This is a genomic window from Saccharospirillum alexandrii, from assembly GCF_004000275.1.
In the GTDB taxonomy this organism is placed as follows: domain Bacteria; phylum Pseudomonadota; class Gammaproteobacteria; order Pseudomonadales; family Natronospirillaceae; genus Saccharospirillum; species Saccharospirillum alexandrii.
In genome coordinates this window covers 1,756,084-1,770,238 of the sequence record NZ_RCIP01000001.1, presented here as the reverse complement: position 1 = coordinate 1,770,238, position 14,155 = coordinate 1,756,084, and the positions used below count along the sequence as shown (strand labels likewise).

9 protein-coding genes and 1 pseudogene are annotated in these 14,155 nt (G+C 56.5%); 2 read left to right on the top strand and 8 right to left on the bottom strand.

The window, feature by feature from the left end; all coding sequences use genetic code 11:
- The 8 genes and pseudogenes from EP166_RS21295 to EP166_RS07800 all read right to left on the bottom strand — a co-directional run.
- Positions 1 to 490, bottom strand: a pseudogene (locus tag EP166_RS21295) (hypothetical protein); the annotation flags it as partial.
- A gap of 11 nt (positions 491 to 501) precedes the next feature.
- On the bottom strand, positions 502 to 4,566 hold the full coding sequence (locus EP166_RS07830) for a hypothetical protein (protein WP_127556193.1): 4,065 nt from the start codon (positions 4,564 to 4,566) through the stop codon (positions 502 to 504).
- Between the two features lie 86 nt (positions 4,567 to 4,652).
- Entirely contained in the window at positions 4,653 to 5,183 is a 531-nt protein-coding gene (locus EP166_RS07825; RefSeq protein WP_127556192.1) for a DUF4150 domain-containing protein, read from the bottom strand.
- Positions 5,176 to 6,201: a hypothetical protein gene (locus tag EP166_RS07820; RefSeq protein WP_127556191.1), complete on the bottom strand. Its 1,026-nt coding sequence runs from the start codon at positions 6,199 to 6,201 to the stop codon at positions 5,176 to 5,178. The genes EP166_RS07825 and EP166_RS07820 overlap by 8 nt, the downstream gene beginning before the upstream one ends.
- Positions 6,194 to 7,246 (bottom strand): DUF2169 family type VI secretion system accessory protein, encoded by a 1,053-nt coding sequence (locus tag EP166_RS07815; protein WP_164743853.1) that lies wholly within the window; start codon positions 7,244 to 7,246, stop codon positions 6,194 to 6,196. The genes EP166_RS07820 and EP166_RS07815 overlap by 8 nt, the downstream gene beginning before the upstream one ends.
- Positions 7,243 to 8,403: a hypothetical protein gene (locus EP166_RS07810; RefSeq protein ID WP_127556189.1), complete on the bottom strand. Its 1,161-nt coding sequence runs from the start codon at positions 8,401 to 8,403 to the stop codon at positions 7,243 to 7,245. Before EP166_RS07810 ends, EP166_RS07815 begins: the two co-directional genes overlap by 4 nt.
- Before the next feature lie 20 nt (positions 8,404 to 8,423).
- A complete protein-coding gene (locus EP166_RS07805) occupies positions 8,424 to 8,918 on the bottom strand; it encodes a hypothetical protein (protein WP_127556188.1) in 495 nt (164 codons plus the stop codon).
- Between the two features lie 354 nt (positions 8,919 to 9,272).
- A complete protein-coding gene (locus tag EP166_RS07800) occupies positions 9,273 to 11,198 on the bottom strand; it encodes a bifunctional 2',3'-cyclic-nucleotide 2'-phosphodiesterase/3'-nucleotidase (RefSeq protein WP_127556187.1) in 1,926 nt (641 codons plus the stop codon).
- Between the two features lie 279 nt (positions 11,199 to 11,477).
- On the opposite strand from EP166_RS07800, the gene EP166_RS07795 reads away from it, so the two are divergent.
- Together EP166_RS07795 and EP166_RS07790 are read left to right on the top strand one after the other, a co-directional pair.
- Positions 11,478 to 12,965 carry an AMP-binding protein gene (locus EP166_RS07795; protein ID WP_127556186.1) on the top strand — a complete coding sequence of 496 codons (1,488 nt, stop codon included), beginning with the start codon at positions 11,478 to 11,480 and terminating at the stop codon, positions 12,963 to 12,965.
- Positions 12,962 to 14,095 carry a thiolase family protein gene (locus EP166_RS07790; RefSeq protein ID WP_127556185.1) on the top strand — a complete coding sequence of 378 codons (1,134 nt, stop codon included), beginning with the start codon at positions 12,962 to 12,964 and terminating at the stop codon, positions 14,093 to 14,095. The genes EP166_RS07795 and EP166_RS07790 overlap by 4 nt, the downstream gene beginning before the upstream one ends.
- Positions 14,096 to 14,155: the final 60 nt, after the last annotated feature.

Below are 14,155 nucleotides of genomic sequence, written 5' to 3'. Positions count from 1 at the left end.
AGTAGCAGTTAACTTTTTCAAAAGGAACTGTCAGGGAGTTTTTCTGGTTCTTTTTCCAGAAGCAGACGTTTCCAGTGGTTCTGTCGAAAACTACCCAGGTGTCTTCTCCCCCAGTCCGTGTTTTATACATAGAAATTGATAGGGGTAAAAATACCATGCCAGTCAAGATTGAGAAAAATATCGTTCCTTCGTTTGGGAAAGGTACTAAGCTAAAGAACAAGAATAGCAGGAAGAAGAAAGACGATATAATCCCTGTTGCTTGCCAGACTCCATGTGACGAGTCAGCTTGTATTGCCCATTGCTTTCCATCGGTCTTTACATGAAAGGGTGTATGGAAACTGTATACCGGCTGAGGAGTGACCTGTTCTCCTCTCAGTCTTTTGGCTTTTCGGCTAGCACGGGTTAACTGAGTACTTTCATTTGTGCAGCTCCAGTCTGGGTAACGGTATTTAGTTTTACCCATTAATAAATCTGCATACCACATTAGCATTCGTCTATTCCTCAGGTTGGAGAGGCAATTATTTTGAAACTATGTACAACAGCTCCTTCTGCTATAAGCCAAGAATTTTCTGCCGCTGTTTTTTCGTCTACCACCTCTCCATCGATAGTGGCTCTTCCTAGTTCATCTCGCTTAGGAGCAGGAAGAACATAAGGGGTAAGTGCGCCGGGGAAAATTCTTGCGGCCTCACCTTTGGGGTAAGTTTGAACCCGAACCCGAATATTAGTCTCTGTTGATATGTAGCCAAACCCACCACTGAGCGGTGCACCAAAAGTCTTGATTAGGTCTCGGTGAACTCGAATTTTATACGTGGATCCGTTCGCGGCTATTTGTACATTTCCGGGGTTTGCAGAAACCTTAGCACTCGGGTCGTTGCTTAGTAGCGTAATGGTCTCCCATCGGTCTTCCTTGATGTGCCATGCCTGAATGTCGATTTGATAGACTCCGTCGGTCATTAGACCAGGAGTTTGAATGGCGAGTTCACAATACTCCTCATGCTCTACCCAGGTCTCGGCGAAGTGAACACTGGGTTGCAGAAAGAAGCTTGTGCATTCGTGATAAGCCAGGTCGCGCCTGTTCTTCCAGTGTTGGTAGTCTTCATCTTTAAAAATAAGGCCTCCACCGAAGCGCAAATCTGGGTCTTTTCCGAAGGGGCTGTTCTTTAGTAGAGTTTCGGTGGGGGTGTCGATTAAGAAGTACACCAGTGCGAAGCCAGCAGCAATCAACACAAAACCTACAATGTTCAATGCCAGTGCTGCCGCTTGCATAGCTGGTATGGCTGCAATAGCAGTTAAAGCAAAGCCGACAACCGTCATCCCATAAGCTATAGCCGCGTCTCTATCCCCCAACATCCATCGATTGTAGGCATCAATTGATGAAAGTAGAGCACTCAAAACGCCTGCAACAATGTTAGTTCCCGCTGCTATCCGGGTTACCAGGATGCTTTTTCCGAGAATTTTACCATCTACGGGGAGAGTTTGAATAAACTTCCTTTTAGCTGCATCCTTCAGCCGGCTCTCAATCTGTTTGGTCGTCCCATACTTGCTCTCAAATACATACTGGTATGATGTTGCGATTGTTGCGGCGAAGTCGGTTAGCGCGCTGGCCATGTCAATCCTGGCTCTGGTATTTCCAAAATCGTTCATCAGCCTATTCGCTACACTTGCCAAATTATACGCTTCAAACGCTACCATAGCCCCGTTCAATAAGAACAGCTGGTCCATCCGCTGAGCAAAATGTAACTGGGGTTGGCCACTGGTCAGAGCTTTTTCGTAGCCGACAATTGTGGTCTCCAGGCTTGTAATCTTGGTTTCAGCGTCCTTCATTATCTTGGCCAATTCCAATGCTTCAGCCTTGGTTTTGAAGGTTTTTTGCTCATATTCGTATATATCTTGACCGATGCGCTGTATGTGTTGGTCGGCATCGTTGGCGGCTTGTTGAATCACGTCTGCCAATAGCAGGCGGTTAGCGTTCTCAATAACTTTCACCTCAGCTGCTGATCGGGCCAGGCTGGTCGCTTCCTGAGCGAATACGATCTGGATGATCTTGTTCGCGTTGCGGACCTCAGCGGTATCGAGCGTGCTGTGCATGTAAGTTGAAAGATACTGGTGTAACTGCTGAGTATTTTCCAGCGCAAGGTCGGCAGGTACTCGTACTTTTTTATCCGGCCCCAGTTCAAAGTTTACCCAGGGGCCTTGATGGTTTTTTATGTGTTTCGCGGTTGCCAGCGTGGTCTTCATGCGTTGCATTCGACCTGCGGCTGTCATAGCGACATGGCCTTCGGGGAGGCGGTTGTTCAACAGATCGTCGTGGGTGACTTTCAGTGCTTGCAGGTGCTCCCCGGCCAACAATGAATACAGGTTCACGACTTTGGTGTTGTGTTTGAGCGTGCCACCGCTTAGTACTGTGCCCGAGGCTCGCATTTTATTAAGGTTGTTTTCAATGTTGGCCAGAGCATCTGTTACCTGGGTTCGTTGCTGGCGTAACTGGGCTCTTTCAGCTGTGGCCTCCTCCATATACTGTTCAAGATCGATCAGTTCTTTGTCAATCTGGTCGATTCGAGATACCAGACTGAAGCTCTCCATCTGTTTTCCGAGCTCGCTTTGGTTCTGCAGGATGTTCTGTCTTTCGAGCGTTAACTCCTGTTTTCTGGCTCGGGCTTCTTCTAAATATTGCTCTCTTTGCCTAAGTATGGTCTCTTGTTCGGTTTGCTGTGCCTTCAAATTGTTATGGCGCAATTGTAGCTGATCGTATCTATGCTGTTTGCTGTCTCTATCACTACGAGACTCACCTAGCCCCTGTTCCATTTGTTGAGTAGTGCGAACTCCCTCATACGCATTTTCTTTAACTTTGGCGCCGAAGGCATGGGCAGTATGTCCCGAGAATCGCCAGGACTGAATCAGTGCAGAGGCATCCCCGTTGTCTTCTGTCTCTATTGGAGCAGGCAGCATGGTCAAGGCCAGGGTAAAGGTGTGGATGGCTTGAGCGACGAACTCATGCATATCCACAGGGGTTCCATCTATTATAATAGGTGGCCAGTGGGCGTGGTCCTCGCCGTTTAGTCCATCAATGATGCGCCTTATTTTTACCGGGTTTAGAAGCCGGGCTTCAAGGCCCGGCTCGGTCTCGCTGATGCTGAGTGGGTTTTCCGGGTCGGGCCCGCTTTGTGGGAACAGGATGTCAGCCAGAGGGTGTGGAGTTTTGTATTGGTGGCCACCGGTAAGGCGCAACAGGAAGTCAGCGCCCTGATCCCGATCCAGATAGAGGGCGTAGTCGTCCAAGTTGAAAAAGAGGTCTTTATAGGCGTTGGCCACTGGCTGGTTGAAGCGAGCGATTAGTTGCCCCATGAGTTCGGGCAGTAGAAACCAGTGGGCGTTCTCCAGGGTATGGTAGTCTTCCATGGCGGTCAGGAAGGCCGGAGTGTCCATCAGGTCGATTAGGTCTCTGCGGTAATCCAATGCGCTTTGGATAATTTGCTCACAGCCTTCTTTGTTGAGCTGCTCTTCCATGGCTTGCTGGTCCAGCTCTTCACGGTCCTCCACTCGCTGTTCAAGCACTTCGCGCTCTTTCTCGGTTAGATCTGGTTGTTTTAATTGCTGATCAATCGGGGCGAAAAACTGAGTGTTAAAGAGGGCAGCCAAACGGCTGTCGGCCACGGTTTGTATGTGCTCCATCCGGTCTTCAGCGATGCGGTCGATTGTCCAACCACTCGGGTATTGGTGGTCGGCCTGAAGCATGGTGGTAACAGTGGCATCAAGCAAGTCGATCATATCGGATTGGGTACTAGCTAAATACCGCGCATCACCAATCACATCGGGCAGAATTACGCTGGCAATGCCTTTGTCGAATTTGGTGTTGTAGTGTCGGCGCCTCGGGGCGAGTTCTTCGTTGGTTACCAGGCGGATGTTGCTGTCTTCTGGCATGTCTTCAAAGTTGGATTCGGCCGCGCTGAGATCAACGGGCATTAGCCGTGCGGCGCGGGCCTTGGCTGTGTAGTCTGTGCTGTAGGCCGATTCTACGCGTTCGCCCAGCCATTGGCGTGGGTCTTCCGGGTCTACCCCACCGAGCTGGTCGATTCGCTCCCAGCTCCATTGTTCTTCGGAGAAGGCGATTTCGACGATGCTTTCGCTGCCGTTCATATTCCAGGGGAGCACCAGGGTGCTGTCTTTTTGCACGGTGGCGCGACGGCGGTCCAAGCCTTTCTCATAACTCAGGTTTACGTCAATTAACATGTGGCAGTCAGTATCGTACCGGGCTTCCCGCCATAGGTAGCCGTTAACGTAGATGTATACCCAGCCTTCGCGTAGGGGGCCCAGGCCTTCATCGGGTATGTTCCTCAGAAAGGTCACAGGGACCAGTTTGAGGGCGGGATTACTCATGTCTTCGTTAAAGGCGGTGGTGTCGTCGTAGCCGAGCGGAATTTTGTAGTAGTCGTGATGGTCGTCGGTCAGCATGAGCGACAGCCGCTTTCGCCCGGGGGTAAAGTTCTCAAGAATCAGCTCCCGGTGGCGTTCGGCATTGTTCGGGCCGTCGGGGTGGCCGGGCAGGGCGATGCTGGCTGCAGTCATGTGGTAACTCCTTGCGTGCGAAACCCCCGGCTTTTTGCCAGGGGTCACTCCTTACTGAGTGGTTTGGTTCAATGGCCTTCGGCCGATTAGTCGTCGCTTTCCCCAATCAGAACGCCCATGCCTTCACCGGGGTCGCCCTGAATGATGGCGTTGATGCGGTCTGGTCCTTCGGGTTCCAGTTCATGCGGTGCCGTGGGGCGGGTTGGCAGCGGCGGCATGCCCACCGGCTGCATCAGCGGGGAGGGTGGGGTGTTTTTGTTGTTTGAGACCATCATGTCCAGGGCTCGGGTAACGGCCTGGCCTTCGGCAAAAACATTGGCCGAGGCAGAAACGAAAGACGCTTCGCCTTTTATTTTCCCGGAAACTACACCCTTGCGTCGGCCGGGCTGATCACCGGTGCTTTTTTTAAAGACGGATTTGATATGGCACATGGGGTTGCCGTTTACATACACGCTGCCAGCGGTTTTGTCCGCATCGGCCGAGCGCGCAACGTTTGGGTAGGGGATCGGTACCACGGAATTCCCGCTGGGGGTCAGGCAAACGTCGACAGTGTTGAGCGTTCCCTGGGAGCCGGCGTGAACCGCACTGCGTCCATTAATCAATACGTTGTTAGCCACTGAGACCTCCTTGCTTCGGTTGGGCGGCGGGTGTTGCGGTGTGGGGAGTGGAGTCGAGCTTCAGCAGGGTATATTGCTGGTCCGGTGACTGGTGAAACAGCCATTGAGTATCGACGGGTGGGCAGGGCATTTGCCGGCGCCCCAGAGCACACACCACGGCCAGGCCCGGGCCTGCTGCACCGACATAACCAAACCCACTGGATAGTGAGATATGTTGCAGTGCGTCGAATTCGCTGGCCGGTTTAAAATCGCCCAGCCACTGGTGCCAGTTCGCCTGTTGATCGAGGCTTTGGTCGAGGTGAGTGACCAGCCCGTGGCGATAAGGTTGTACGGCGGCCAGCCTGGCATCGCTTGCCGTCAGGTTGGCCAGCGGTTCCGGGTACAGGGTTAGGCGGGCGGTGCCGTTGGAAGCATCGCTGGTCAACCATAGGGCGGTGGCGGCTTCGCCCAGTATCAGGCCATCTGAAAAGTGTTTTATAGCCACCCGGTCGCCAAGCCGGTCGAGACTGGCCTGGTTAATGAGCGAATCGGTACTGAGCCAGACCAGTGAAGTCTCTGCGGCTATCTGCGCCCGGTCTTCCGGTTTGTCCATTTGATAGACGGTGCATAGGCTGCACCAGTCGACGAGGGCCGGGTCGCCCAACGCCATAAAATTATTAACCAGCAGGTCCTGAAAAACGTCGGCCGGGTCTGAACCCCAGTCTTCCCGGTTGAGGCTGCACACCATGGCCGTTGTGGGGGGAATGGGACCATGCCGGTTCCAGAGCTCCGCCAGGGCTTTGGCGGCCAAACGGGCGCAGCGTGCACGACTGTCGATATCGTAGTCACCGTCGGCCGGGAAGGTGTAACAGGGCAAGTCGAGGTCGTCCACCCTAACCGTCAGGCTCTCGCTTTCACTCAGGCCAGGCTGGTTAATATCGCCCTGACGGGTTACCACCGTCGCGTAAATGGTGGCCGGTGTTTTGCCGCCCTGGGTGTAGGCGCTGGCTGCTTTTACCGTCCATTGCAGTTCATCCATAGGCGGCCTCCGGGGTGGCAGAGGTTTCAGCCAGGTGAATTTCAGCCATTAAGCGTTTGGGCAACTGGGTGAAGGCCTTGCGGTACAAAAGGTGCAGGTGCCGCTTTTGGGTGTCGACGAGTAAGGTGTCGGCCTGCAGTGTGATGGGCTCTTCGGTCGTTCGCGTTTTCCAGCGCAGCGCGAGGCTGGGTATTGTCCAGTGAATCGACAGTGGGTGATGTTCGGGCAGGTCTTTGGTCAGACCGGTTAAAGTCAGTTTTGCCTTGCCATGTAGCGGTCTGTCGAACCACTGGTCCCGGGGCGCGCTGTGGTAAGCGGTATCTGGCAGCGGGCCGCTGAACGGGTATTGGCGGGCGGCGGCCTTGTCTTCGTCCAGCGATTTAAACGCTTCTCTTCGGGGGTGCCAGTGTGAGGAAATCGGGCCATACCCTTGTGGCTCTTTTCGTTCCGACGGTTTTTTCATCGGGTGCCGGGGGTGTTCAATCTGGGGAAGCGGGGCACCGTCTATATCGTTTTTTTTCAAGCCCTCACCCAGGTAGCCGCGCCCTACCGGGTTGGCCATATAGGCGTCGTTTTCTTGCTTCGCATTGCGACCGCCGTACGCATATTCGTAACGAATGGGCAGTTCGGTGATGGGGGTCGGTTCGGTAAAGGCTGTGCCAAACAGGGTGCTCTTCCAGGTTCTTGGCCCTACGACTGAAAGCTTTTTTTGCCAGTGAATGCCGTTTTCGGTGCTCAGACTGGCTTCGACATTGAAGCCGGCTCGCGCAGTGCCGCAGTGGGCGCTGGCAAACAACAGGATTTCCGAGCCGTGCTTGAAGGGCACGGTCTCCCGGCAACACGAGGGTCCGTGCTGCTCCGGGTCGTCTTCCGGATAGTCGTACGACTGAGACAGTGGCTCGCTTTCTGGCAGTGGTTCAACCTTCCCGTCCAGGCCGTACTGGTAACTGGCCTTGGCAATGAAGATGGTGGCTGGCTCGCCCTGCGCTGTCCAGCCTGAGGTCAGTTCCTGTTGATAGTAGGGGTGGGGTTGAAGCTGGATCATGCCCGGGCCTCTTGCAGGCGCTGAGCACGTTGCCAGTGACATTCGGTGGGGCTAAGCAGGGTGCTTCCCCGGGTATCCAGCCAGATTGCAGAGGTAACGGGTTCGGTATCGGCACCGAAAAAGCGCCCCAGCTGTGGCCTGAAGGGCCGGTCTGAATGGTTGTGGCCCAGGCACAGACGGCCCGTTGGCTGGTTTACATCCAGCCATTGGCGAGCCGTGTTGGCATCGGCCAGGCGGTCGCCTTTTTCTTTTTTACCCAGCGTAATAGCGGGTACCCGGGGCAGCCGTTCGCCCGTGAAACCGTACCAGGCCCGTTCGGCCAGAGGGTTGGTGTGGGGTTTGGCAAGCAGGTCAATGCAGAAACCGAGGTGGGCGGCATCGCCATGAACCACCAGCCAGAACGGGGGGATGTGCTCGTCCAGCACAGCTTGTTGCAACGGCTGGATGAATTCGCTTGCTCCGCTGGCTGCCGCGGTGCGCCAGGCGTACCGGGAGCCCGGACTGGCAGTGATCCACCGTTGAATCAAATCGATGGCTGCTGGCTGCTTGCCGGTGGCTAGTAATCCGAGGGCCAGCCAGTGCAAGTCTTCCTGCCGGTCGTCGTTTTGAACGCTGTCACGGGCTTCGGGGATCCAGGTATCGAATAAGGTGTCGGACTTCCAGGCCCGGTTTTTGACCAGGCAGGGAATTTGCCCCGGTATGGCCTGGGACCATGAGACATGGGAAGCGTCGGAATCGACGGCTGGCGGTACTTCGTGCAGTCTGCTTTTTAACCACCAGTGTGTGGGGTCGGTAAGGTCGGTCTGCTCGATCAGCGTGTGCAACAGAGGCTGCCAGTTCTGAGCACCGGTAATGTCGATGGCGGTTTGTAAGTCTTCCAACCAGAGCTCTACGCCGGTTTCCAGTAATTGAGCAGCCAGGTGATCGGGGGCTTCACGGAAATCGGGCCGGAACGCAAAAATGCAGAGATTGAGTGCCCGGTTCTCGTCATCGCTCAGGTCTGGCTCGGCGATGGCTTCCTGGAGGTAGCAAAGGTGGCCATAGAGTTTTTGCTCAATACCAAGCAGCAGGTCATATTCGCAGTGCTTTCGCTGCGTTAACCACAATTCTCGGGTTTTAAGCTGTGCTTGTGCCCAGGCGAGGTGAGCAGTGTCCATGAAGTCGTATCCCTGACGGTTTAGTTAAGATGGATTTCTCTTCCCTGGACTACACAGAGTTCTTCTGCTTCGGTACGGATGTTCTTGCCGTTCAGCTCCAGCTGGGTCTCTGCGGTAACCGTGGCTCGCGGGGCTTTCACATCAACCCCTTGCTGGCCAATTTCCACTGCGCTGCCGCCAACTTCAGTTAGTAAACGGGCAATGTGTTCGGGCAGTACCCACTGGGCTAAATCACCCAGGGTGCTGATATGAGGAATGAATTCGTTGTCACCGGTTGAGACGACGTAAGCGACTCTGGCGGTGCCGTCGTCCATCAGGTCGGCCATCACGAGGTCATCAACACGAACCAGGTTGCGACCGGCTTTCTCGGGTGGAACCGCTACCGTTTGCCCATTGATGGACAGCTTTGTGCATCGGCTTTCATGGGTCTCCAGTACGATGGCTTCACACCGGTCTACGACTCGCGCAGAGTGCCCGGTGTGCAATGTGGGTGCAATGGAACGAGGTGCAGTCATAATAGCTCCCTGTTGACTGTATCTGTTGGCCGAATGATGGGTCTGGTTTTTGTGATGGCTGACGTACAAATGCTCCCGTTGTACAAACCATCGACCACAATGACCAAAGAGGGCGAGGGTAGCCAACCTGAGACGCATTGAGAATGCTTGGCGGGTGAATTAAGCGCCTTTTGCGGGGGTGAATACGAGATTTGTGACCGACATCTCTAATAACAGAGGGTCATCAAACCACCAACGCGCGAGGTGTTGTTAGTGAATAGCCAGAGGAGTGAGTGGGTCAATTTTTGTCATTAAGAAGGGCGTCCGTGCCCGTTTGCAGGTACCGGAGTGGCACCTGCATCCATGGGTGTGCGATCAGTTAAAGGTAAACACCCGGAAGCCGGCGTCATCAAGTTCACCGGTTTCCATGTTGTCGCCCGCCAGTTCTTCGGCTTTGGGAGAGGTTTTGAACACCACTTCGGCGTCGCCCCAGCCGGCAAACTGCCAGTTGCCGTCGGCTGACGGGTTGAAGGTGCCCTGCGACAACAAATAATTGGCGATTACATCGCGGTTTTTATCCGGTGCGTCGATAACGATGGTGCTGCCATCCAGGCCCGGGAAGCTGCCACCGCCGCCGGCGCGGTAGTTGTTGGTCGCGATCAGGAACTGCTGATCCGGGTTGATGGGCTCGCCTTCGAACTGAACATCAACGATGCGGTGCTGGTCGTTTACCACGTCGCCATCGTTGTTGTAACGCGGAGGCACCGTCACATCAATGCGGTAGCTGATGCCATCGATCACATCAAAGTTGTAGGTCGGGAAGCTGTCGTCGACCAGCGGTTGTGCGCCGCTGGCATCCGGGTCGATGGTATTGAACTGGCCAGCAGACCGTTCCAGCCATTCGATGACCTGGTCTCCGGTCAGTTTCACCACTTTCAGGTCATTCGGGTAGATGTAAAGGTCCGCGACGTTTTTCAGCGCAATGTCACCGGCTGGCACATCGGTGAAGTAATCCGGGCCACCCCGGCCACCGGCTTTGAACGGTGCGGCTGCCGATAGGATCGGCAGGTCTTCCAGTTCGGTGCCGCGCACGATGTTTTCGACGTACCAGGTCTGGGCGTTGTTCACCACCTGCACCGAGGGGTCATCCTGAACCACGGCAAAGTAGCTGTTGATGCTGGCGGTGGTTTCGCCAACGCGCTGGGCCATGTAGTCGAGCGTGGCCTGGTGGTCGCTGTCGACCGCATCCAGTATGGATTGAACCGGTTCGACCAGTGCAACGGTCTCCCCATTTTCACGGCTGAAAATGGGCCGTGCTTCACTGCGGCTGCCAGCGACGTGCCAGTTGCCGGCTTCGCCCTCGAGCGTCAGGTCGATGATGCCCAGATGGCTGCCCCAGAACCCGGGCATAACGGCCGGTACACCGAAGATGGTGCCGGACTCGTTGTCGACGTTGTCCATATTGTCGTAAGCCGGGCTGCCCGGAAACACCGCATGGGCGTGGCCGAACATAATGGCATCGATGCCCTCAACCTGGGCCAGGTGCCAGGTGGCGTTCTCGTCCATACCCTGGCGTGCCGCATCCGACAAGCCACTGTGGGGAATGGCGACGATGATGTCGGCGCCCTCGGCTTTCATCTGCGGGACAAAGCGTTCAGCCGTTTCGACCATGTCGTGGGCGACGACCAGGCCTTCGAGGTTGTCTTTATCCCAGTTCATGATTTGCGGTGGTACGAAACCGATGTAGCCAATGCTCAGTTCGTGCGGCTGGCCAGCATTGTCGATGACGGTTTTTTCCTGAATCAGGTAGGGCTGGAAGTAGGGCTGATCACTACCATCACCCAGGTCGACCATGACGTTCGATGAAATGTAGGGAAAATTGGCGCCGTTTAGCGCCTTGATCAGAAAATCCAACCCAAAATTGAATTCGTGGTTGCCGATGTTGCCAACATCGTAGTCGAGCAGGTTCATGGCCTTGTAAGCGGGGTGGATTTCGCCCAAGCGCAGCACGTCGCCTTTGGCGACGAAGTCACCCAGAGGGTTACCTTGAATCAGGTCGCCGTTATCGACCAGCACGCTGTTGCCACGCTCGTTGCGGGCAGCGTTGATCAGGGCGGCGGTTCGGGCGAGCCCGACGGTGACGTTCTGGTTGTCGGTGTAGTAATCGTAATCGACGATGTGCATGTGGAGGTCGGTGGTTTCCATCAAGCGCAACTCAACGGTGGCGGCTGAGGCTGTGGCCGCGGCCAGCGCCGTGGCGCCCAGGCCAACGGTTCCGAGGCCCAGTAGCAGTTTATTCATGGCATGAGTCCTTTTTTGCAGGTTCGACAATAAAATCGAGCATCATCACTTTATTGTTGTAACACGGCGGTTTTATGACAGCTGAGCCATAAACTGACCGCCAGGTCAGTATAGGGGGGCAGGGCAAACGAACAACCTCCAATGAGTCAGGGTGGGATGCCGGTCAAACTCGGAACGCTCAGACAGCCGGGTTATTCTGGTAAAGTAACGACGGTGATTTTCATAACGGGAAGGACGGAATAATGCGCTGCATGGCTGAAACGGGGTGGGGTGAACACCATGCGGGATGATAGGGCGGCCACGGCTGACGAGCGTTTTGTGGGGGCAACACTGGCACGCTGGGCGGGTGAGCAACCCACAGCCGTGGCACTGCAATGCCAGTCTCAGTGTCTGTGCTGGTCGGATTTGCACCGTCAGGTAGAGCACCTGGCTAGCCGTCTGCACACCGAATTGGGCGCCAATCGGGCCATCGCACTGGATGTATCGGACCCGCTGCTGCTCATTCTGGCGTTTCTGGCGGTAAGCCGTTCGGGCAACCGGGCCCTGGTGCTGGATACCGGCTGGCCCGATGCGCAACGCGCGGAAATCGACCGCCAGACCCGGCCAGACCGGGTTCTGGACAATGCCCAACTGATGTCATTGCTGGAAAAGACGGATGAAAAACCGGCTCCCATCCCTGAACCGATGCCGGATCAGGCCTTCTATGTGGGCTTCACTTCGGGTTCGACCGGCATACCCAAGGGATACCGCCGCAGCCACGCCTCCTGGCTGGCCAGTTTCGAGCTGAGCCGGAGGTTGTTCGATCTGCAGCCGGGAGACCGGGTAATGGCACCGGGCAGTCTGGCGACGTCGCTACACCTGTATGGCGTTATTCAGGCCTTGCAGGCCGGTATTGGGGTCGTTCTGGTGCCTCGCTTCCGGCCGCGAACCGTGCTTCAGGCGCTCGGCGAGCAGGGTGTTACAGCACTCTATGGCACGCCGACGCAGATCAAATTGCTGCTGCAAACAGCTCAGCGAGATGGGCTGCCACCCTTGCCGGAGTTGCGTCATTTGATCATCAGCGGGGCCAAGTGGCCCGACGATACGCGCCAGGCCCTGCGTCAGCCGTTTCCGAATGCCGGGCTAACGGAATTTTACGGCACTTCAGAAATGAGCTTTATCGCCCTGCATAACGATGAGACCAGAGCTCCCGAGGGTTCGGTTGGCCGCCCGGTGCCCGGTGTTGAGGTGCGCATCGGCCCTTCGGCGCAAACCCCAGTGGCAACCGGAGAGCGCGGTCGAATCTGGGTGCGCAGTGCACTGGTGTTTGATGGCTATGAGTGCGGTGGCGGCGATGAAATTGCCCGCGATGGCGACTGGTTAACGGTCGGCGATCATGGCTATCTGGATGAGCAGGGGCATCTCTACCTGGTTGGCCGCGAAAAACGCATGATCGTCAGCAGTGGCCTGAACCTCTACCCGGAAGAAGTAGAAGCCTGGCTTCTACAGCACCCGGCGGTGACCCAGGCCGCCCTGCTTGGTTTGCCCGATGCCTTGCGCGGCCACAAGATCGCGGCGGTGGTTCAAGCTGATGATGCCAAAGCGTCGGCGGAGTCGTTGCGCCAGCATTGCCGGCAGCGTTTTCCCGTCTCTCAGATACCGAAGGCCTGGTATTTTCTGGAGCAATGGCCCATGACCCAGAGTGGCAAGACGGACTTCGTCGCGCTGGAGCGCTGGCTAACGGTGGTACAGGCCGGTACCGGCCCGGACAAGGCGATACCCTCATGAACCCGGTGTATCTGGTTGCCGCCCTTAGGACGCCGGTAGCCCCGGTTAACGGGGCGTTCAAAACGCTGAGGGTCAGCGACCTTGCCGTGCCGGTTATTCAGGCGTTGTTGGCGCAAACGGGTTTGAACCCGCGCCAGATCGATCAGGTGATACTGGGCAATGCACTGTACGGTGGTGGCAACCCGGCCCGACTGATTGCGCTGGCCGCGGGGCTTCCAGAGTTGGTTCCGGCCATGACCATCGATACCCAGTGCTGCTCGGGTCTCGACAGTCTGCGTCTGGGCGCCCAGGCCATCGCCAGCGGCCAGGCAGACGTGGTACTCGCCGGAGGCGTGGAAAGCACCAGTCGCCGGGCTCTGCGTGCTCATCGCCCGATCAACAAAGACGATTCGCCCGATTTCTATGAACGCCCGGCCTTCACCCCCTGGCCAGACCGCGACCCGGATATGGCCGACAGCGCTGCGCGTCTGGCCCACGAACACGGCATCAACCTCGATCAGCAAAACGCCTGGGCCATCGACAGCCACGCCAAGGCGTTAGCCGCGCAAGACCGGCTAACCAACGAATGCATACCGCTGGCTGGTTTGAACGTAGATGCCGCCACCCGGCCGCTGTCGGAGCGACTGGCCAACCGCACCCCCAAGGTGGCCCAATGGCAAACAAGCGCGGTCAACGTCGCAGGCACGGCCTTGCAGGCAGACGCAGCCGCCCTATGCCTGCTGGTCAGCGAGCGCATGCTGGCAAAATTACCCGCCGGCACCCGCGCCATGCGCTGGGCAACCGACATCAGCGGCGGCGGCCCCGCAGACGCGCCCCCCTGGGCCATCGTACCCGTCGTTCAACGGCTGTTTGAACGCAACGGACTAAGCGCCAAGCATTTCCACCGCATCGAGCTGATGGAAGCCTACGCCGTGCAGGCCATAGTCAACTCCCACCAGCTGGGTTTGCCGCTCGATAAACTAAACCAGGGCGGTGGCGCTCTGGCTAGAGGCCACCCCATTGGCGCCTCGGGAGCCATTCTTGCGGTCAGGGCTTACCACGAGATGGCGCAGGCCCCCAAAGGTAGTCTCGCCCTGGCGGCTATTGCCGCTGCGGGGGGGTTGGCCAGTGCGGTTGTCCTGGAGGCTTAGTTTGTGTTTGTGGCTTTCGTTCGTGTCGGCCACCGGGTAGTGCTATCCGGGGTCGGCGTG